Here is a 19685-nt window from a genome sequence, read left to right on the forward strand (position 1 = left end):
TGGTTTTTTTTGCCAAAAAGAATTACAATTAGACACTACAAAGTTTATTTGTACTTTAAGTAAGTGATTCCAACTAAAGGAGGAAACATCTATGTTTGAAACATTCGATTCGAAAAAAAGCCGTTATGCCTCTGTCGGTGTGGTATCCAGCTTGCCAGGCGAGCTGATTGATAGTATCTGGTATATCATTGACTTAGACTTAAAGGGACTGATTCCCTTAGACAATATCTTAAGTTTTGATTTGGTCAACAACGACGGCCGTGTCACGATGCACTTTTCACAAGAAGGCAGTGAAGTTGAAATGGGGATCGACTTGCCATTTGGTTATTCTTACGATTTCCCGCAAGAAGTCTATGCTTACGACGACGGCAGCCGCCAAACGATCTTGTTGCCCAACGAGATTCGTCAACGCTAATTTATCCAGACAGCCCTAGAGGTTGTCTTTTTTTTGGGTAAAAGATTTGTTTCCGATAATTTTTATGGTACGATCAAGCAGAAAAATTTATTAGAGAGCGGGAAAAAGATGAAAGAATTGACGCACGGGAATCCGGCAAAACTGATTATTTTATTTGCCTTGCCGTTATTTGTGGGAAATGTTTTTCAGCAATTTTACAGTATGGTCGACATGGTCGTCGTTGGGCAAACATTAGGTAAAGAAGCGCTGGCGGCTGTAGGCGCTACCAGCAGCGTGAGCTTTTTGATCATTGGGTTTGCGCAAGGTTTGACTGCTGGCCTGTCGATCATAACGGCGCAGCGCTTCGGGGCAAAAGATGCTCAAGGTGTCCGAAAAAGTTTTGCGATCTCCATTATCATCAGCTTGGGTGTAACGATTGTTTTAACGACGTTAAGTCTCGTCTTCTTACGTCCACTATTGCTTTTGATGCAAACTCCACCGGAACTTTTAGATCAGGCACAAGAATTTATTTCAGTGATCCTTGGCGGGATCTTTGCCGCAATGAGTTTCAATCTCTTATCAAACATGGTCAGAGCCTTGGGTGACAGCCGAACACCGCTGTTTTTCTTGGCCTTTGCGGTAGTAGTCAATGTGGTCTTGGATCTAATTTTTATTACTCGTTTTCATATGGGCGTCGCAGGTGCCGGTTACGCTACCGTGATCGCGCAAATTTTAGCAAGCTTAATGTGTCTCTGGTTCATTCAACGAAAGATCCCTTTGCTGCAAATCAGCCGCAAAAATTTTGTTTTTGAAAAAAATAATTTCCGAATTCATTTGAATGCGGCACTACCGATGGGATTTCAATCATCGATCATCGCAATTGGAGCAGTCATCTTGCAAGCGGCACTGAATACCTTAGGAACCGATGTCGTAGCGGCTCAAACGACTGCCAATCGCATCGATCAATTTGCCATTTTGCCGATGATGTCTTTTGGCATTACCATGGCGACTTTCACCGCCCAAAATTTAGGCGCAAAAGAATACGGTCGGATTTTAAAAGGTGTGAAACAGTGTTTGCTGATGAGTGGAGCCTTCAGTATCTTTGCGGGAATTTTGGTGATAACTTGCGGTCACTACTTTGTTGCTCTTTTTGTCAGTCGCAGCGAAACGCGGGTCTTTGAGCTGGCACAAGTCTATTTCAACATCAACGGTTCCTTGTACTGGATCTTAGCCATTTTATTTATTTTGCGTTACACCTTGCAAGGTCTAGGCCAAGCAACGATCCCCACGATCGCCGGAATCATGGAGCTGGTCATGCGTTCTTTTGCTGCAATTATCTTGACTAACGCTTTTGGTTTTATCGGTGCCGCCTTTGCTTCGCCGCTGGCGTGGATTGGTTCGACCGCTGTCTTGTTGGCTTCTTATTTTAAAGCAATGCACCATTTGAAACAGTTAGATCAGGCACAGCAAATCAAAAGCGAGGCATCGGATTCCTGATGAAATTTTTAACAACGTTGTTAAAAAAGTAAGCAGTTTCAAGAAATAAACAGGCATTTACAAAAATCGCGGCTCAATTTTTTTGTGGCATTTCGACTTATTTCCGAAGCCACTGGCATACCGATCATCCCAAGAAAAGGGAGGTGACAAAAATCTTGTCACCTCCCTTTTAATTTTGGATTTCTTCCGCAAAGGCTGCAAAATCAATAACAGCTGGCGGCAATCCATCAAAAGCTTGCAGCATCATTTGAGCTTGAGCATCTAATTCTTCGGGTTTTTGCTTTTTAAAAGCTAACAGCATCGGTTTAATAAGCATTTTGTGTTTCAAAGCCAACGCTTCATAATCTACCGCACCTTGAAGATGGTAGATCCCTCTTAATTCCAACTGTTTTTCCGCGATTTTTTTACGTAGCGGTTGTTGAAGCTCGGTAAGCAACGTGGGATGGGCTGGATCAGTCATTCCGACTGTCACAAGGGTCAAACGATGTTTCTGCGGTTCCAATACTTGCAAAACTTTTTTCAGTCCTGTCATGCGTCCAACATAAAGCGCGCCGACAAAAATCACTTCCGGCTCTTCAATTTTCCGCGGCAACTCGCGATAATCAATGACCGTAGCTCCCATGATCGCCGCTAATTTTTCTGCATAGTTCTTGCTTGTTCCATATTGTGTTCCGTAAATAATCAAGCTCATTTTCTCCACCACCCTTTTTTCAAGTATAACAAAAGCTGCGATCACAACAAAAATTATTGCTGTAATCGCAGCTTCAAATAAACACAGTGAGAAGTAATTTTTACCTTTATTGTTTCCGTTCTTTCAACCAAGTTTTTCTTGCCTCACCAACGACTAGCGGTACTGTCTCATAGGTGACCTCGCTGTATTCGATTCCAAACCAGCGTTCTGGTGCGACTGCATGATGTTTGATCGCAAGCCGTGCTTGCATGACTTGACGGTCCCATTTATCAATTCTCGTCATATTCGACAGCTCTTCTTGAATCATCACAAAACGAAAATCACCGACTTCTCGGCCTGGTGTCAATGAATAGTGCTGCGGTTGTTTTGGCAATCGGCCTTGTTTCATCAAGTCATGAATGATCTGACGCAAATAAACATTGACCTCTTGTGCGATCCGGAAGCCTAAATACAGTTTTACTTTCACGATGAAATCAGTTCCCATCATATCAACACTGTATTCTTCGGTGTAAGGCTCATCAGTCACTTCGACATTGACGAACCAATAAACTTTTGCCCGTTTCAAGCGTTTATCTAAAATTGAATAAACAAATTGTTGCGGAATCATATCTCCTTCCAAACGAGGAACTAGGAAAACGACATTGGTTTGGTAATAAGGAATCGTATCGTCTTCATGCAGCTCTTGCAATTGCGGCAGATACTCTTTCAGACTGACGTCTTGGCTGGCGTCTTCTTGTACGCGATTGCTGCGATGCCAAATATACATGATAGCTAAGATCAGCAAGGCCATCGCTACTGCTACAAAACCGCCATGGAAAAATTTCGTGACACTTGAGATAAAGAAGAAGCCTTCTAGCGTGCCGAAAAAGAGCAGCATTAAACTAGCTAAAATTTTCGGTGTCCCATTTTGCAGTAAATAATGATACAGCAAGAAAGTCGTCATCAACATGGTGACCGTGATCGACAGACCGTAAGCCGCCTCCATATGACTAGAAGTCCGGAATGTTAGTACGATCAATGAACAAGCCGCCCATAAAATCATATTGACTGCTGGAATATACATCTGTCCGATACTTTTTCCGGGATAAATGATTCGCATTCTTGGCAGCAATTTTAATTTGATTGCTTCAGAGACTAAGGTGAACGAACCGGAAATCAACGCCTGCGAAGCGATGATCGCCGCGATCGTTGCAAAGACCACGCCGAAAATCATCCAACCTTCCGGTAAAATTTGGAAAAATGGATTCAAATTCTCGATCCCTTCAATCGCTGGATTCCCTTTTGCATGTAAGATCCACGCCGCTTGTCCAGCATAATTCAACATCAAGCAAAGCAAGACATACGGCCAGCTGAAATGAATATTTTTCTTGCCGACATGGCCCATATCAGAATACAACGCTTCGGCACCCGTCGTTGCCAAAAAGATACTGCCTAAAATAAAGATCCCCATTTTATTAGTAGGATCAAACAGCAAGTGGATCGCGTAATAAGGATTCAATGCTCGAATTACACCAAAATCATAAGGGATATTCAAAAGTCCCATCAATCCTAAAAACGTGAACCACAAAAACATGATCGGGCCAAAAGCTTTGCCGACAAAATCAGTCCCAAAACGTTGGATCAAAAATAAAAAGAGCAGGATCACTAATGTAATGACCACAATAATGGTTTGATTATTGCCAAACTCTTGATAAAAACTCGGTATCCCCCGCAGACCTTCGATCGCTGTCGTCACAGTTACCGCTGGTGTCAATACACCGTCAGCCAATAAGGCGGCCCCGCCGATCATCGCCGGCACGATTAAATATTTTCCGCCTTTACGCACTAAGGTATATAAAGAGAAAATTCCGCCTTCACCATGATTGTCCGCCCTTAAAGCGATCAATACATATTTGACTGTCGTTAAAAGCATCACCGTCCAAAAAACTAACGAGACAGCTCCCAATACAAAATTTTCCGTAACCGTACTCAGTCCGCCGTTTTCTTCTAAAATAGCTTTCATTACATACAGTGGACTCGTTCCGATGTCTCCATAGACGACACCTAATGTGATCAATAACCCGGCTGCTGAAAGCTTTTTGGCATGATCTTTCTTTTTTTCCATTTTGCACACTCCTATTACAGCTAACTACTGAATTTCTCTTTCCTTTTTGATACTTGTTAAGTTTTACGTTTGCTGAGGCAACTGCTCAATCAAAACAATTGAATTAAAAAAAGACCTAAACAACAGCTTTCACTATTGTTTAGGTCTTGCAAATTATCTCTTAGACCAGCGCGATACGCTAGTTGTTGATCTAAAAGCATAGAAGCTATTCTATGTTGCTACTCCCCTAAAACTTATCTCGTATTATCCAGTTTGCAGAAAGAATTGTCAACGAATATCCTCAAAATATAGACTATTTTTCTTCTTTTTTGCTTTCTTCGTCTTTCAATAATGCTTTGCGAGAAGCATTCACACGACCTTGACGATCGATTTCTGTTACTTTGACTAATACTTCGTCGCCTAATTTCACAACATCTTCTACTTTGTTTACACGTTCGTTAGCAAGTTGTGAGATGTGCACCAATGCGTCTTTGCCTTTGATCAAGTTTACAAACGCACCAAATTTTTCGATTCGAACGACTTTACCTAAGTAAACTTCGCCGACTTTGACTTCTTTAGTTAATTCTTCAATGATCTTGATAGCTTTTTTAATCATATCTGCATCAGAAGAAGCGATGCTGACATTTCCATCTTGATCAATGTCGATCTTCACGCCGGTTTCATCAATGATACCGTTGATTGTGTCGCCGCCTTTACCGATAACTGTCTTGATCTTATCTGGGTCGATTTGGATCATTTCGATTTTCGGTGCATATTGGCTTAATTCTTCACGCGGAGCAGCTAGTGTATCTGTCAACACTTCAAGGATTTCCATCCGCGCTTTTTTCGCTTGCGTCAATGCTTCTGTCAAGATTTGTTCAGTAATCCCTTGGATTTTGATATCCATTTGTAAGGCAGTGATCCCTGCTTTTGTTCCGGCAACTTTAAAGTCCATATCACCTAGGTGATCTTCCAACCCTTGGATATCTGTTAAAATCGTGTAATTTTCGCCATCAGAAACAAGTCCCATCGCGATCCCAGCAACTGGTGCTTTGATCGGCACACCTGCATCCATTAAAGCCAATGTTCCAGCACAGATACTTGCTTGTGAAGAAGAACCGTTTGATTCCAATACTTCTGCTACTAAACGGATTGTATAAGGGAAATCTTCTTCACTTGGAATAATTTGTGCTAACGCACGTTCACCCAATGCTCCGTGGCCAATTTCACGACGACCAGGAGATCCGGCACGTCCTGTTGAACCAACAGAAAATTGTGGGAAGTTATAGTGATGGATGAATCGTTTGCTTTCAACTGAACCTAAACCGTCAATGATTTGATGTTCGCCAAGCGGCGCCAATGTACAAGCAGACAATGCTTGCGTTTGTCCACGAGTGAACAGTCCTGAACCATGAACACGCGGCAACAAACCAGTTTCAGCAGCCAACGGACGAATTTCATCCAACTTACGACCATCCGGACGGATCTTGTCGATCGTGATCAATTCGCGAACAACATCTTTTTCAAGGTCTTCAGCGATTTGTTTCACTTCTTTTGTGATTTGAACGATGTCTTCTGTTTCAACTGCTGCAAATTTTTCTGCGTAGACTTCTTTGACCGTTTCTTTTACTTTTTCGATCTCGTCTTCACGGGCCAATTTGTCCATCGTCATAACAGCCGTTTTCATTGTTTGATAATAGCTGGCAAAGATTTCTTTTTTCAACTCAGGATCGACTTGTAATAAAGCAACTTCCATTTTTTCTTTGCCGACAGCGGCAACGATTTCTTCTTGGAAAGCAACTAATTCTTTGATAGCGTCAAAACCGAATAGCAATGCACCTAACATGTCTTCTTCAGAAACTTCTTTCGCACCAGATTCAACCATGTTGATCGCTTGTTTCGTTCCGGCAACAGTCAAATCAATATCTGATTCTGCATGTTGTTCTACTGTAGGATTCAATACATATTCGCCATTTACCCGACCAACATCGACACCTGCGATTGGGCCATTGAATGGGATATCTGAGATCGATAATGCCAATGAAGAACCAAACATCGCTGCCATTGAAGGAGAACAATCTTGTTCTACACTCATAACAACATTTGTTACTTGTACTTCATTCCGGAAGCCATCTGCGAACATTGGACGGATTGGACGGTCGATCAAACGAGCCGTCAATGTTGCTTCGGTACTTGGACGACCTTCGCGTTTAATGAAACCGCCAGGGATCTTTCCTACTGCATACATTTTTTCTTCATAGTTGATCGTCAATGGGAAAAAGTCGGTATCTTTAGCTTCTTTTGAAGCGACTGCCGCACTTAATACAACTGTGTCACCATAGCGAACTAATACTGCACCATTGGCTTGTTTGGCAAGTTGACCGATTTCAACTTGCAGAGGGCGTCCGCCCCAAGTGGTTTTAAAAACTTGTTTTTCTGACATAATTTCTCCTCTTCCCTTGACCAGTGCGACGCTACTAAACAAATGGAAACAGCGAAAATTTCGCTTCTTGCATTTGGTTAGTAGAGTGACAACACGCCAATCAAAGGTTTTTTATTTTTCTGAGCACTCTCAGTGTTAGATTGATTTAGAAACAATTAGCGAATACGTTGAGCTTTACACTATCATCCAGCAGTCTGCTCATTTCCAAATTATTTTTCTACAAATAAGAAAAATGAACGGATCTTCGGATGCATAAAATCTATTGCCAGACCGCGGCCTTTCTCTACTGCAAAAAGCCTAACTGTCAAAAAAAGTGAGATTCCTAGGAACCTCACTTTCATAGTAGTACGAATTAACGACGTAGTCCTAGACGTTGGATTAATTCACGGTAACGTTGTACTTCGTTCTTACGTAGGTAAGCTAACAAGTTACGACGATGACCAACTTTTTTCATTAGACCGCGGTATGAATGGTGGTCTTTTTTGTGGACACGTGCATGCTCATTTAGTTGATTGATTTCTTCCGTTAATACAGCGATTTGTACTTCTGGAGAACCAGTATCTCCTTCATGGCGAGCAAATTCATTGATGATTTCGTTTTTACGTTCTTTTGATAATGCCATGGTTTTCACCTCTTCCTTTTTTCTTCCTATGACTGAGTAAAGCGTTGGTGAATCGCCTAACCAAGTGATAGGTAGTGCGTTATACACACTTTAACACTTTACTTGATTTGTTCCAAAAAATCAAGCTGTACACTAATTTAAGCTGATTTTTTATAATCATTATATTTTTTTAAAGACGCTTGCTGATAAAAATAGTTTTTTTACCTTACTTACTTTTTGTGTTAAACTAACGTGATGAAATCATGTCTGAGAGGAGACTTTTTATTGATTACAATGGATGATATTATTCGGGAAGGCCATCCAACCTTGCGGGCAGTTGCCAAAGAAGTCCCGCTTCCTCCAGCTGCTGAAGAAGTAGAGCTTGGAAAAGAAATGCTGCAATTTCTTAAAAATAGTCAGGATCCCGTAAAATCAGAAGAATTGCATTTGCGCGGCGGTGTTGGACTGGCAGCTCCCCAATTAGATATTTCAAAACGGATCATCGCGGTCCACGTTCCAAGTATGGATCCAGAGAAACCAGAAAATGGACTCAGTACGGTGATGTACAATCCAAAAATCTTAAGCCATTCAGTCCAAGAAGCTTGCTTAGGTGAAGGTGAAGGCTGTTTATCCGTTGATCGTGAAGTACCAGGCTACGTTGTTCGTGCGGCACGAATCACTGTTTCTTATTTTGATGAAGCAGGCGAAAAACACAAGATCCGCTTAAAAAACTATGAAGCGATCGTCGTACAACACGAGATTGATCATATCAACGGCATCATGTTTTACGATCATATCGATGAGAAAAATCCATTACAGTTGAAAGACGGCGTTTTAGTCATCGAATAAAAATTCTCAGGAATTATGTAGTGACCCCCAAAAAGTTAGACCAAAAATCTAATCTTTTGGGGTCGGTTCATTACTCCTGAGAATTTTTTTGTGTTTATTTCGCAGTACGAATATTGATGAACTTCACATCTATATATTCTTCTACCCCGTATGTGCCATTTTCACGACCAAAGCCTGAATGCTTCACTCCGCCAAACGGGGTCGCAGAATGAGAAATACTAGTATCATTGACCCCTACCATCCCATAAGCCAATTTTTTGCTGACATTATCAATAGTCTGAATACTTTGGGTAAAGAAATAGCTGGCTAACCCAAATGGGGTATCGTTGGCCGCTGTGATGACCGCCTCTTCTTCATCGAAGGAAATCAATGGTATGACCGGACCAAATGTTTCATTATAATAAATCGACATCTCTGGTGTGACATTGTCTACGACCGTTGGTTCAAAGAAATAACCTTTTGCATAGTTCCCTTCTTCCAATTTTTTTCCGCCGAATAATATTTTCCCGCCTTTTTTCTGAGCATCTTCAAGTTGCTCTTCAACTTTTTCAAGTCCTGCTTGGTTAATCAGCGGTCCTACGGTAGGATCATCCAATCCATTCCCCACAGTCACCTCTTCCATCGCTTTGAGGATCATTTTCGTGACTTCTGCTTTGACATCTTTATGGATAAAAATTCGATTTGGCGACGTACATACCTGACCATTGTTAATAAATTTAGTCTTGATCAGTGTCTTGACCGCCAGCTCTAAGTCGGCATCTGGAAAAATAATGTACGGTGCATGGCCACCTAGTTCCAGTGAAACTTTTTTTAAACTAGGTGCCGCCTGTTCACTTAATTTTTTCCCAATCTCCGTTGATCCAGTGAATGTGATTTTTTGGACATCTTCTGATTCAGATAAAGTTTCGCCAATTGGACCAGATTCACCTAGGACGATATTTACAACACCCGCGGGAAATTCTGCCTTATGAAACAACTCCATCAAGGCTAACGCTGACAACGGTGTCTCGCTTGACGGCTTCAAAACAACTGTACAACCGGCGGCGATTGCTGGAGAAATTTTTCGGATGATCATATTTGAAGGAAAATTCCATGGTGTGATTGCTCCGACGACCCCCACTGGCTGTTTACGAACTTGCCAAAGATTCGTGTCTGGTGACGGAATAATCTCGCCGACTAACCGTTGTCCTTCTGAAGCATTCCAGCGCATGTTCTCAACATCTGTTTGAATTTCACTCTTTGCTTGCGACAAAGGCTTTCCTTGTTCCATCGTCATGATTTTAGCTAATCGTTCGGTATCTTCTTCAATCAGATCTGCAACCTTGTTCATCAGTTCCGCGCGCTTTTTAGGGGATGTTTTGGACCAAGTAGAAAAACTGCGCTTGGCCGCTTGAATTGCCTGTTTTGTTTCTGCTACACCGCCTTGCTGAATCTTTTCTAAAGCCTCACCCGTTGCTGGATTAGTGACTGCGACTGGCTCTTCGGATCCTTCGACCCACTTACCATCAATATACAGATGTGTTTCAACTTTTGGTAAATTACGGTTGTCCATCGTCCATCTCCTCCTGTTTCCTAGGAAATTCATTTTCTAGAAAAATTCTTTCATTAACTTTTACAACAGAATTGAAGTTTTCTTTCCTTATTACTACCCTACCATGAACAAAAATCAGCGCCAAAAAATCCGCTTACACAAATATGCAGTCGTCATTTTTTCAAAAAAAAAAAAGAACCGTCACGTTTACGCGTGACGGTTCTCTTCATATAAAATACCTTTTTCCGAAAGTGCCTGTTTGATCTTTGCCAGATCCTCTAATGATTCATAAGCGATCGTGTGCAGATGGATTCCTGCTGTCAGTTCCGATAAAAGTGTCACGCCTAAACTGTCCGCTTCTTTGATAAAAGTATCAACGTCTTGCGGTGTCGCCAAATGCAGACCGCCGACTAATTCACCATATAAAGGATGCTCCACTACCACATCGATGACTTCACCGCCATGCTCGATGATTGTCCGCAATTCTTCTTCCGTTTGTTCAGGGGTGTGTTGAACTGCCAGTTTGCTGATCAATTTTTCAGATTCACGTTCCAGCAAATACCCGCGTGCAGTGGCGATGATCGTCGCGCCGGATGCTCGCAACAACGCCACGTCGCCGACAACGATTTGACGGCTCACACCAAATTTTTTCGCAAAATTTGTCGCACTGATCGGTTTTGTTGCCTGCTGCAAGGCGGCTAAAATAGCGGCTTTCCGCTGATCACCATCAATCATCTTGTTTCAACCGCCCTCCTTGATAGTTTCGCGACTGCTTCATAATATCTTTGAAGGTCTCAACGATCGTCTCACGATACTTTTCATCTTGTACCAAATCCGCGACATTTTTCAAAACTGTTTCTTCACGGCTAGTGTCTAAGACAGCTTTTTTGGTCTGTGCTTTGTAAGCAACAACCTCACTGACTGCCGACATCCGTTTTTCTAACAACGCTACGATCTCGCGGTCGATATGATCGATCTTTTCCCGTGCTTGGAGCAACGCATCTTTTTCAGGTTCTTCCTCAATCGTTTGGATGATCTGTGCAGGATTTCCGCCGACCACGACATTGTTTGGAAATGATTTGGTCACGACTGCCCCTGCAGCTACGACTACATTGTCGCCTAGCGTGACGCCGGGAACAATCACTGCCGAGCCACCAATCCAAACATTGTTGCCGATTTTGATGGGTTTTCCTAGTTCCAATCCGCTGTTGCGCTTTACAGGTTCGATCGGATGACTGGCCGTATATAATTGAACATTCGGACCAAACATACAATTGTCACCGATTATGATCGGACAAGAATCTAAAAAGATATTATGGAAGTTGCAATAGAAGTTCTCTCCTACAAAAATATTGTAGCCATAGTCAAACGAAATCGAAGGTTCCACATACACATGCTTTTTCGTTCCGCCGAAAGCTGATTTTACAAAGGCTTCCCGTTTTTTCTTATCTTGTTCGTGATTGATCGCATGCAATTTAACACGCGCATCTTTTCGATCAGCGATTAATTCAGGATCACCTGCAAAATATAATTTACCAGCAACCATTTTTTCTTTTTCAGTCAGCTCCATTACGTGCCTCCTAGTTAGTATTTTCAGCGAATAGCTTGCGTCTGCAACGCCGCCGGTAGTTTACAGTTTTTCAAACACCGCCACGCCATTTGCTTGGACAAAATTGTATTCACCTGCTAATTGGATCGGCGTTTGATTGATCACCAAAACGTTTGCCGTTCCACGTTTTTCATAAATTAAATCACAAAATGGATGAACTTGGAAGCTCGTTCCGACAATTACGACCAACTCTGCTTCTTTGACCGCTCTTATTGCTTGCTGAATAACCGACTCTTCAAATCCTTCACCGTACAAAACGATATTCGGCCGAATCTGCCCGCCGCAATCTTTGTGCGAATCCGACTTTAAATAATCTTGCCAAGCCACCGCCTGATGACATTTTTGACAATAACAATCATAAAGCGACCCGTGAAAATTCACCAGCCGCTGACTTCCAGCTGCTTCATGCAAGCCATCAATATTTTGTGAGACGATCCAAGTTTTTTTCGTTTTTTCCAACCGCGCCATCGCTTGATGAATGACGTTGGGTTGCGCCTCTTCATGATACAAATGTTTCACAAAACCATAAAACTTCTCCGGTTCCCGCAGCAAACATTCCTTACTCAATAAATACTCCGGTGCTTCCAAACCATGATACACTCCTTGCAATGAACGATAATCCGGCACCCCTGAAGGCGTCGAGACACCTGCCCCTGTTAAAAATGTGATCGCCTTACTTTGCTGAATCATCTCTACCGCTTGATCGATCGTAATTTCCATTTTTGTCACCTCACAAATAAGTATAGTATAAAAAGTGGGAAAATAAAAAAAGGTTGCAGCTGAAGTGATCCGCTTCAAAAAATTTCGGCTGATTTCCGAAGCGGCTAGAACATCCTTTATTGAAAAAAAGAGTGTGACAAAATTCTTGTCGCACTCCCTCAATCTAATAAATAATTATTTAGCGATTGTCCGCTATTTTTACCACCACACGAAATTGTCTTTCAGGATGAGTTTCTTTATTGATATATTGAATTTTGGCTTCGAAAATCTCACCGTGCCCAAAATAAAGGAACTTGCTTAAATACTCATTTTTATCTTTCGGGACATAGCCTATTTTTTGGTCTTGATAGTAAATTGCTACAGCTTCCGGATCATAAGGGTTATCAGGTTCCGCTACGAGGCTGACCGGTTTGCCCAAAGTCAATTCCTCGATAACATCGATTCCTTCATAATAAGCAAATCCCGCTATATGAAAATCCATAAAGTGGCGGCTCTTTTCATAAGAATGTTGCTTGAGTGCTTTTACAAATGCTTCACGCTCTTTGTTTTCCATTCAACTCACCTCATCTTTTCTTAGATCATTTTGTTCTTCTAGTCTCTTTTTAGTTGAAAAAAGAGTGTCTTCGTCCTTTTTCCAAAGAAACTCGCTAGAAAAATTATACCATTTTTCCAATTCTCAGATCGTGCTCTGCTTGCAGAATCGTTTATATTTTTGTGTTTAACTGACTATTTTTGAAGAATCTTGTCTATTTCGCAGATTTTTCAAGTGCTTTTACAAATGCTTCACGCTCTTTGTTTTCCATTCAACTCACCTCATCTTTTCTTAGATCATTTTGTTCTTCTAGTCTCTTTTTAGTTGAAAAAAGAGTGTCTTCGTCCTTTTTCCAAAGAAACTCGCTAGAAAAATTATACCATTTTTCCAATTCTCAGATCGTGCTCTGCTTGCAGAATCGTTTATATTTTTGTGTTTAACTGACTATTTTTGAAGAATCTTGTCTATTTCGCAGATTTTTCAATGGATTTTTTTAGTTTGCGTATAACCCTAATTGCTAAATTAAAATTTCGGGTCCGTTTTTATCCATTTCAACTGGTTTCCATTGACTTTTTCATTTTTTGCCTTTAGACTGTGAAACATAATAACTGAATACGAGATGCCTCAGTACAATGAGGTAGAGGTCGCGAACCTTATTAACCCTATGGAGTGTAGAGACACGTTGAGATAGGTCTAGGAAGTTTCGCCGAAATATGCAGGATTCTCTTTGTTCTGTATGTTGGGACGCAAGCAAATAACTTGCGGACTGTCTTAGCAGTGATGCTAAGTTGCGCTATGTTTTTGTGAGAGGGGACACCATCTTCTTATTATCTGCAAGCGGCCTTATATTCAATCGGCGGCTTTTTTTGTTGCAGATTTTCAAAATCATCCTTACCCAATCTCGTTATTTCAAGAAAGGGAGAAATTATGAATAAAAGAAAATTTTCAGTTATCGCACTTGTCGCATTGTTTGTCGCATTTTTAGGTGCACCGCTGATCACACAGGCTGACGAAAAAACACCTGATGGAGAATTGCGCGTTGGGATGGAGGCTGGCTATGCGCCGTTCAACTGGACGCAAAAAGATGATCGAAATGGCGCTGTGCCGATCCAAGGAGACAAAGCGTATGCCGGCGGCTACGATGTCCAAATGGCGAAAAAGATCGCCGAGAAGATGAATCGTGAACTAGTCGTAGTCAAAACTGAATGGGACGGTTTGCTGCCTGCTTTGCAATCAGGCAAAATCGACGCTATCATCGCCGGGATGTCGCCAACTGCTGAACGACGCAAAGAAGTTGATTTTTCTGATCCTTATTATGAATCACAACTAGTTATCGTTACACGCAAAGATACAAGTTATGCGAAAGCTACTTCTATTAAAGATTTCGCCGGTGCAAAAATCACCGCACAATTAAGTACGTTTCATTATGATGTGATCCCGCAGATCCCTGATGTGGAAAAACAAAGTGCCATGGATAATTTTCCAGCAATGCGGGTCGCTTTAGAATCTGGTACGATCGATGGTTATGTCAGCGAACGACCTGAAGGCGTAACGGCTGAAAGTGTCAACCCAGATTTAAAAATGGTGGAATTCGATGAAGCAAACGGCTTCCAAACAAATCCAGAAGATGTTCAAGTTTCAGTCGGTATGCGCAAAGGCGATACTGACATCGCACAAGTAAACCAAATTTTAGCTGGGATTTCACAAGATGATCGGGTCGACATCATGGACCAAGCAATCAAAGATCAACCAGCAGCAGATGAAACAGAAAGCTCGTCTGGCAAAAAAGAAAATGTTTTTGTCCGTATCTTGAAACAAAATGGTTCGATGTTCTTGCGTGGGACCGGTGTAACTTTATTGTTGGCGATTGTTGGTACGACCGTCGGAACATTGATTGGATTATTAGTCGGCGTCTTTCGGACAATTCCCGAATCAGCAAACCGCACAAAACGCGGACTGCAAAAAGTCTTCGGCTGGTTGTTGAATGCCTATATCGAAATTTTCCGCGGAACACCGATGATCGTTCAATCAGCGGTTATCTACTACGGGATCGCGATGGCTTTTGGGATCGATTTGAATCGGATAGCGGCCGCTTTATTCATTGTTTCTATTAATACGGGTGCCTATATGTCTGAGATCGTCCGCGGCGGGATCTTCGCTGTGGATCAAGGACAATTCGAAGCCGCTCATGCAATCGGTATGACTCATGGCCAAACAATGCGCAAAGTCGTGTTGCCGCAAGTATTGCGTAATATCTTACCGGCGACCGGGAATGAATTGATCATCAATATCAAAGATACTTCCGTATTGAGTATCATCTCTGTTTCTGAATTATTCTTCCAAGGTAAATCAGCAGCAGGAACCAACTACATGTTCTTCCAAACATACTTCATCATTTGTGTGATTTACTTCGTCTTAACGTTCACAGCTTCTCGTATTTTGCGGGCAGTTGAGAAGAAGATGGATGGTCCTTCAGCTTATGTTCGTTTAGATGATGTTGACACAGCAGTTGAAGACAACTAATTCTCGTCCATTTTAATTGGTAAATGTTGCTTTGGATTTAGCGAACGGCTGAAGTTTCAGCGAAAATGATTTTGAATCGAATAAGGAGGATCATTATGAGCAGTATCATTGAAATTGAACATTTGAAAAAAAGTTTCGGCGATAATCTCGTCTTAAAAGATATCAGCATGAACGTCAACAAAGGAGAAGTCGTGACCATCATCGGTGCATCCGGTTCTGGTAAATCGACGCTGCTGCGGTGTATTAATTTATTGGAGACACCGACTGACGGAAAAATCATGTACCAAGGAGAAAATGTTTTGACCCCCGGTTATAACTTGCCAAAATACCGGACGCATTTAGGAATGGTTTTCCAATCATTCAATCTCTTCAACAATATGAATGTTTTGCAAAACTGTACGAGCGGGCAAATGACTGTCTTAGGCAGAAAAGAAGCAGAAGCCAAAAAAATCGCATTGGAAAACTTGGAAAAAGTTGGCATGGATCGTTTTATCGATGCCAAACCAGCACAACTTTCCGGCGGACAAAAACAACGGGTCGCGATTGCACGTGCGTTATCGATGAATCCGGAAGTAATGTTGTTTGATGAACCGACTTCTGCGCTTGATCCAGAAATGGTCGGCGATGTGTTGCAGATCATGAAAAAATTAGCAGAAAGCGGCTTGACGATGGTGATCGTTACCCACGAAATGGCTTTTGCCAAAGAAGTTTCTGATCGGGTGATCTTCATGGATAAAGGCGTCATTGCCGAAGAAGGCAGCTCAGAAGACATCTTTGTTCATCCAAAAGAAGCTCGAACCAAAGAATTCTTACATCGAGTATTGCATCCGCAACCTTAAAAAAAAACGCGACAGAAATTCCTTCTGTCGCGTTTTTTTAATAATATACAACAATAACACCCGTGAGTGTTCAAATAACTTGTATAAAAAACAGAAAAATGAACACAACTTCTCTATTTAGAAACGCTGTCAATCGCAATCTGGTCGTTTTTTGCTTTCTTTCTTAGAAGAACATGAAATTTATTTTTTCCTGTATAATTTTACCCGCTCTTTATCAATTAATAACTGACAGGTTTATGTAAATAAAGTACAATATAAGAGAATATGCTTAAAAAAATTCAGATTAATAACCTTATTTAATAAAGGGGGAAAAAAGATGTTATACGAGGAACTTATGTTTGATACGTCGCTCCTCTTACGTTTTAGTATCTTTAAATACTTGAACCAATCGACTAAAAAAGTTTTGGCGATCAGCCAATTGTCAGAAGACTTAGATTTAAATTATCAACAAAGCGTTATCGAATTAAATGAAATAGATCAAGAATTAGCAGAAATCCGGCCAAATTATGAATCGATCATGATGCGGGCAGGGAAAGTAAATCTGGAAAATCTGAACGCTTCAATTGATGAGTACCGCTATCACCTGCTGCAACAAGCGGTGCCTTTTCAATTTATTTTATATTTCTTGAATGAAGAAGAACCTACGATTGAACAATTTTGTGAGAAATACTTTGTGAGCCGCTCCACCGTTTCCCGTAAGATCGATAAACTAAAAAAACATTTAAAACGTTTCAATATTCGTTTTACTTATACCGAAGCTGGGATGTCTGGTGATGAACGCTTGATCCGGTTAGCTTTATTTGATCTTTTATGGCTTGGAACCCGCGGGATTGAATGTCCGGTGAACGTTGAGCCGCATCAATTAAATCGGCTAGTCGACAGTTATAAAGATTATTTTCCGTTGTCACGGACCTATTTTGGTACGCAAGAACTCAGATTATTCGCTGCTATCGATTTGATCCGCATCAAAAATAAAAAGTTTGTCAAATACGATCCGCGCTATAATTTCTTGATGAAGGACAATTCGTATTATGATTTTACGTCATTGCGTGAGCTGATCGATGTTCCGATGACAACGCGTCAGTTGAAAGGCGAAGCTAGCTTTATTTATTTCTTAGCACATTTTGCGCCGTTCTATACAATTCGCGAGGACCAAAGTTTAAAACAAGCATTGCATGATTTTGATGCTAGACAAAACCCCGTGAACGACTTTGTCATGGAGTTCCGTAATTTTGCGAAAAAAGCATTGTTTCCCGATCGAACCGAAATAATGGACGATCCATTGGTCATCGCCAATTTACTGAATATCACTTTCGGCTACTTTATTTTCCGGCAGCCGTTTCCAAATATCATTGATTTAGTAATGGATCCAAACGAGAAACAAACGCGCGGAGAATATATTTTGTTCCAAAATATCCAAAACTTTATCCAAATGGCAAAAGACAATCCGTCTTACAGCTTTATCAGCTCCGTTCATCCATTGATTACACGGGCGTTCAAACGATTGCTATTGCCGTATTTCAACCAGTTTCCTTACACCCATAATCTAAAAATCGGGATCGCTTTAGAACACAACGCTATCTTTGTCCGCGAATTGTATCGCTTTTTAGAAGATTTGCGCTTTGTCGATGCGGAGCCGTATGATATTTCCTTGAAGGATGATTATGATTTGATTATCAGTACTTCATCGCTGTTGAAAAAAGAAAAACCCAATATTCCATTGTATCAATTGGACTTTCCTTATACAAAGGCCGAACTTATCTCCTTGTATTTGGATCTGCGCAGCATTTACGATAAAAAAAATCGGGTCTACGAATAAAGATTGCAGCAGTCGGCAGCTTTATGAATAAGAGACGGGTGTGACAAGATTTTTGTCACACTCTTTTTTTTGATCAAATCCTGTCTTTTTTCCAGCATTAAAAGCAGATTGTTGTTTTTAAAGGCTCTGCCGGCATAGTTTTTGAGAATTAATAGTTTCGCTATTTTTTCATCACATTTTATTCATAACTAGTTGCTATTATATAGACATACCAACAAACAACCCTAACACTTTTTCATTTTTTAACTCCTCTACTCATCGGCCACCCACCGATGGGTTCTTTTTTTGTCCGCTCATCAGTTAAAATATCTTCCATTTTCTTTAAAATTATTTTATTTTTATGGCAAACTTCATTCACAAATAATTCACAACTAGTTGCTATTATATAGACATACCAACAAACAACCCTAACACTTTTTCATTTTTAACTCCTTTGCTCGTCGGCCACCCACCGATGAGCTCTTTTTTTATTTAACAGGCTCACGCGATTAAATTGCATTTTCTTTAATAATTTTTAATTTTTTTGACAAACTTCGTTCACAAATAATTCATAATTAGTTGCTATTATATAAGCATACCAACAAACAACCCTAACACTTTTTCATTTTTTAACTCCTTTGCTCATCGGCCACCCACCGATGAGCTCTTTTTTTGTCGATAAATCTTAAAAAGGCTATGACAAAAATTTTGTCATAGCCTTTTTTGAATAAATGGTGTTCCATTCTTCAAATATCAGCCAAAAATTTCACAAAAATTTGAAAAGGAATTCTCGCAAATTCCGGCTTATTTCTTAAAGTCATTCACTTCTACAACCGCTTGTTTGACTATTCAATCAGACTTCCAACATTTTTTCTGCGATCTGAGCTTCCGAACCAACAAAATTTTTCAACCGATCATAGATTTGGCCATCTTTTAAGAAGATGACTTCACGAGCGGCTTGTGCAACCTTGCTGTCATGGGTAATCATCACGATAGTAATGCCTAATTCTTGATTGATCTGCTGAAAAATTTTGATTACTTCGGCTCCTGCATTGCTGTCTAAATTCCCTGTCGGTTCATCTGCAAAAATGATCTGCGGCTCATTCATCAACGCTCGACAAATCGCTGCCCGCTGTTTTTCACCTACGGACAACTCATGCGGCAGCTTATCCATCAAATGTTCAATTCGCAACACTTTGAAAAAAGGTTCCATTCGCACTAGCGCTTTTTCGGTTGCTTGCTTATCTAGGATCGCTGGCAAAAGAATATTTTCCCGTACAGTGATACTTTCCATCAAGTTGAAATCTTGAAAGACGAAACCGATTTTTTGTCTGCGAATGTCGGAGATCTCATCGGGAAAAAGTTCTTGGACCGGTCTGTCTTCAAATAAGACTTCTCCGGCAGTCGGCGGTTGCATCAGACCTAAGATCTTTAACAACGTTGTTTTGCCGCAGCCAGAACGCCCCATAATACAAGTGAAATCACCCGCTTCGATCGTCAGGTCCAGTCCCTTCAATACTTCTTGCTGATTGTATGTTTTAGTGATTGCTGAAGCTTTGATGATTGAATTCATTT

General features: G+C 41.0%; 16 protein-coding genes and 1 riboswitch. Of the genes, 6 read left to right on the top strand and 10 right to left on the bottom strand.

Translation table 11 applies throughout. The annotated features are described in order from the left end of the window. The first annotated feature begins 91 nt into the window (after positions 1 to 91). The gene (locus FFM63_RS03365) at positions 92 to 415 is read left to right on the top strand and encodes a DUF960 domain-containing protein (RefSeq protein WP_137608919.1); all 324 of its coding nucleotides are present in this window, start codon (positions 92 to 94) and stop codon (positions 413 to 415) included. Positions 416 to 523: 108 nt separating this feature from the next. Beyond that, positions 524 to 1891 carry an MATE family efflux transporter gene (locus tag FFM63_RS03370; protein ID WP_137609057.1) on the top strand — a complete coding sequence of 456 codons (1368 nt, stop codon included), beginning with the start codon at positions 524 to 526 and terminating at the stop codon, positions 1889 to 1891. Positions 1892 to 2060: 169 nt separating this feature from the next. On the opposite strand, the gene FFM63_RS03375 is transcribed toward FFM63_RS03370, so the two are convergent. The 4 genes from FFM63_RS03375 to rpsO form a co-directional block, all read right to left on the bottom strand. Further along, positions 2061 to 2582 carry a flavodoxin domain-containing protein gene (locus FFM63_RS03375; protein ID WP_137608920.1) on the bottom strand — a complete coding sequence of 174 codons (522 nt, stop codon included), beginning with the start codon at positions 2580 to 2582 and terminating at the stop codon, positions 2061 to 2063. 106 nt (positions 2583 to 2688) lie between these two features. Beyond that, entirely contained in the window at positions 2689 to 4686 is a 1998-nt protein-coding gene (locus FFM63_RS03380; protein ID WP_137608921.1) for a KUP/HAK/KT family potassium transporter, read from the bottom strand. Positions 4687 to 4978: 292 nt separating this feature from the next. Continuing rightward, positions 4979 to 7108 (bottom strand): polyribonucleotide nucleotidyltransferase, encoded by a 2130-nt coding sequence (gene pnp, locus FFM63_RS03385; RefSeq protein WP_137608922.1) that lies wholly within the window; start codon positions 7106 to 7108, stop codon positions 4979 to 4981. A 352-nt stretch (positions 7109 to 7460) separates the two neighbouring features. Continuing rightward, positions 7461 to 7730, bottom strand: coding sequence for a 30S ribosomal protein S15 (gene rpsO / locus FFM63_RS03390; RefSeq protein WP_088934178.1), 270 nt, complete (start codon positions 7728 to 7730; stop codon positions 7461 to 7463). Positions 7731 to 7994: 264 nt separating this feature from the next. Between rpsO and def the strand changes: the two genes are divergently transcribed. Then, entirely contained in the window at positions 7995 to 8558 is a 564-nt protein-coding gene (gene def / locus FFM63_RS03395) for a peptide deformylase (protein ID WP_137608923.1), read from the top strand. A 94-nt stretch (positions 8559 to 8652) separates the two neighbouring features. Here def and FFM63_RS03400 read toward each other — a convergent pair whose 3' ends face one another. The 5 genes from FFM63_RS03400 to FFM63_RS03420 all read right to left on the bottom strand — a co-directional run bounded on the left by FFM63_RS03400 (position 8653) and on the right by FFM63_RS03420 (position 12971). After that, positions 8653 to 10110, bottom strand: coding sequence for an NAD-dependent succinate-semialdehyde dehydrogenase (locus FFM63_RS03400; RefSeq protein ID WP_137608924.1), 1458 nt, complete (start codon positions 10108 to 10110; stop codon positions 8653 to 8655). A 186-nt stretch (positions 10111 to 10296) separates the two neighbouring features. Further along, a complete protein-coding gene (locus tag FFM63_RS03405) occupies positions 10297 to 10824 on the bottom strand; it encodes a transcription repressor NadR (RefSeq protein ID WP_137608925.1) in 528 nt (175 codons plus the stop codon). After that, positions 10817 to 11659 (bottom strand): chorismate mutase, encoded by an 843-nt coding sequence (locus tag FFM63_RS03410; RefSeq protein ID WP_137608926.1) that lies wholly within the window; start codon positions 11657 to 11659, stop codon positions 10817 to 10819. Before FFM63_RS03410 ends, FFM63_RS03405 begins: the two co-directional genes overlap by 8 nt. A gap of 60 nt (positions 11660 to 11719) precedes the next feature. Continuing rightward, a complete protein-coding gene (locus FFM63_RS03415) occupies positions 11720 to 12418 on the bottom strand; it encodes an NAD-dependent protein deacylase (RefSeq protein WP_137608927.1) in 699 nt (232 codons plus the stop codon). Between the two features lie 178 nt (positions 12419 to 12596). Next, the gene (locus FFM63_RS03420; protein WP_137608928.1) at positions 12597 to 12971 is read right to left on the bottom strand and encodes an HIRAN domain-containing protein; all 375 of its coding nucleotides are present in this window, start codon (positions 12969 to 12971) and stop codon (positions 12597 to 12599) included. Positions 12972 to 13580: 609 nt separating this feature from the next. After that, positions 13581 to 13754, top strand: a riboswitch (Lysine riboswitch). A 123-nt stretch (positions 13755 to 13877) separates the two neighbouring features. Between FFM63_RS03420 and FFM63_RS03425 the strand changes: the two genes are divergently transcribed. The 3 genes from FFM63_RS03425 (at position 13878) to FFM63_RS03435 (ending at position 18131) form a co-directional block, all read left to right on the top strand. After that, the gene (locus tag FFM63_RS03425) at positions 13878 to 15473 is read left to right on the top strand and encodes an ABC transporter permease subunit (RefSeq protein WP_137608929.1); all 1596 of its coding nucleotides are present in this window, start codon (positions 13878 to 13880) and stop codon (positions 15471 to 15473) included. Positions 15474 to 15568: 95 nt separating this feature from the next. Then, a complete protein-coding gene (locus FFM63_RS03430; protein WP_137608930.1) occupies positions 15569 to 16312 on the top strand; it encodes an amino acid ABC transporter ATP-binding protein in 744 nt (247 codons plus the stop codon). Between the two features lie 316 nt (positions 16313 to 16628). Continuing rightward, the gene (locus FFM63_RS03435) at positions 16629 to 18131 is read left to right on the top strand and encodes a helix-turn-helix domain-containing protein (RefSeq protein WP_137608931.1); all 1503 of its coding nucleotides are present in this window, start codon (positions 16629 to 16631) and stop codon (positions 18129 to 18131) included. 832 nt (positions 18132 to 18963) lie between these two features. Here the strand turns inward: FFM63_RS03435 and FFM63_RS03440 are convergent. After that, on the bottom strand, positions 18964 to 19683 hold the full coding sequence (locus FFM63_RS03440; protein ID WP_137608932.1) for an ABC transporter ATP-binding protein: 720 nt from the start codon (positions 19681 to 19683) through the stop codon (positions 18964 to 18966). Between the last annotated feature and the right edge of the window lie 2 nt (positions 19684 to 19685).

The organism is Enterococcus pingfangensis, assembly GCF_005405205.1.
GTDB classification, from domain to species: domain Bacteria; phylum Bacillota; class Bacilli; order Lactobacillales; family Enterococcaceae; genus Enterococcus_A; species Enterococcus_A pingfangensis.

What these genes read in the sequence shown, in the direction of transcription:
- FFM63_RS03420 (WP_137608928.1), bottom strand. Translation starts at nt 12,971, where the DNA reads ATGGAAAACAAAGAGCGTGAAGCATTTGTAAAAGCACTCAAGCAACAT.
- FFM63_RS03430 (WP_137608930.1), top strand. Translation starts at nt 15,569, where the DNA reads ATGAGCAGTATCATTGAAATTGAACATTTGAAAAAAAGTTTCGGCGAT.
- FFM63_RS03375 (WP_137608920.1), bottom strand. Translation starts at nt 2,582, where the DNA reads ATGAGCTTGATTATTTACGGAACACAATATGGAACAAGCAAGAACTAT.
- rpsO (WP_088934178.1), bottom strand. Translation starts at nt 7,730, where the DNA reads ATGGCATTATCAAAAGAACGTAAAAACGAAATCATCAATGAATTTGCT.
- FFM63_RS03380 (WP_137608921.1), bottom strand. Translation starts at nt 4,686, where the DNA reads ATGGAAAAAAAGAAAGATCATGCCAAAAAGCTTTCAGCAGCCGGGTTA.
- FFM63_RS03440 (WP_137608932.1), bottom strand. Translation starts at nt 19,683, where the DNA reads ATGAATTCAATCATCAAAGCTTCAGCAATCACTAAAACATACAATCAG.
- FFM63_RS03415 (WP_137608927.1), bottom strand. Translation starts at nt 12,418, where the DNA reads ATGGAAATTACGATCGATCAAGCGGTAGAGATGATTCAGCAAAGTAAG.
- FFM63_RS03410 (WP_137608926.1), bottom strand. Translation starts at nt 11,659, where the DNA reads ATGGAGCTGACTGAAAAAGAAAAAATGGTTGCTGGTAAATTATATTTT.
- FFM63_RS03435 (WP_137608931.1), top strand. Translation starts at nt 16,629, where the DNA reads ATGTTATACGAGGAACTTATGTTTGATACGTCGCTCCTCTTACGTTTT.
- FFM63_RS03365 (WP_137608919.1), top strand. Translation starts at nt 92, where the DNA reads ATGTTTGAAACATTCGATTCGAAAAAAAGCCGTTATGCCTCTGTCGGT.
- pnp (WP_137608922.1), bottom strand. Translation starts at nt 7,108, where the DNA reads ATGTCAGAAAAACAAGTTTTTAAAACCACTTGGGGCGGACGCCCTCTG.
- FFM63_RS03425 (WP_137608929.1), top strand. Translation starts at nt 13,878, where the DNA reads ATGAATAAAAGAAAATTTTCAGTTATCGCACTTGTCGCATTGTTTGTC.
- FFM63_RS03400 (WP_137608924.1), bottom strand. Translation starts at nt 10,110, where the DNA reads ATGGACAACCGTAATTTACCAAAAGTTGAAACACATCTGTATATTGAT.
- FFM63_RS03405 (WP_137608925.1), bottom strand. Translation starts at nt 10,824, where the DNA reads ATGATTGATGGTGATCAGCGGAAAGCCGCTATTTTAGCCGCCTTGCAG.
- FFM63_RS03370 (WP_137609057.1), top strand. Translation starts at nt 524, where the DNA reads ATGAAAGAATTGACGCACGGGAATCCGGCAAAACTGATTATTTTATTT.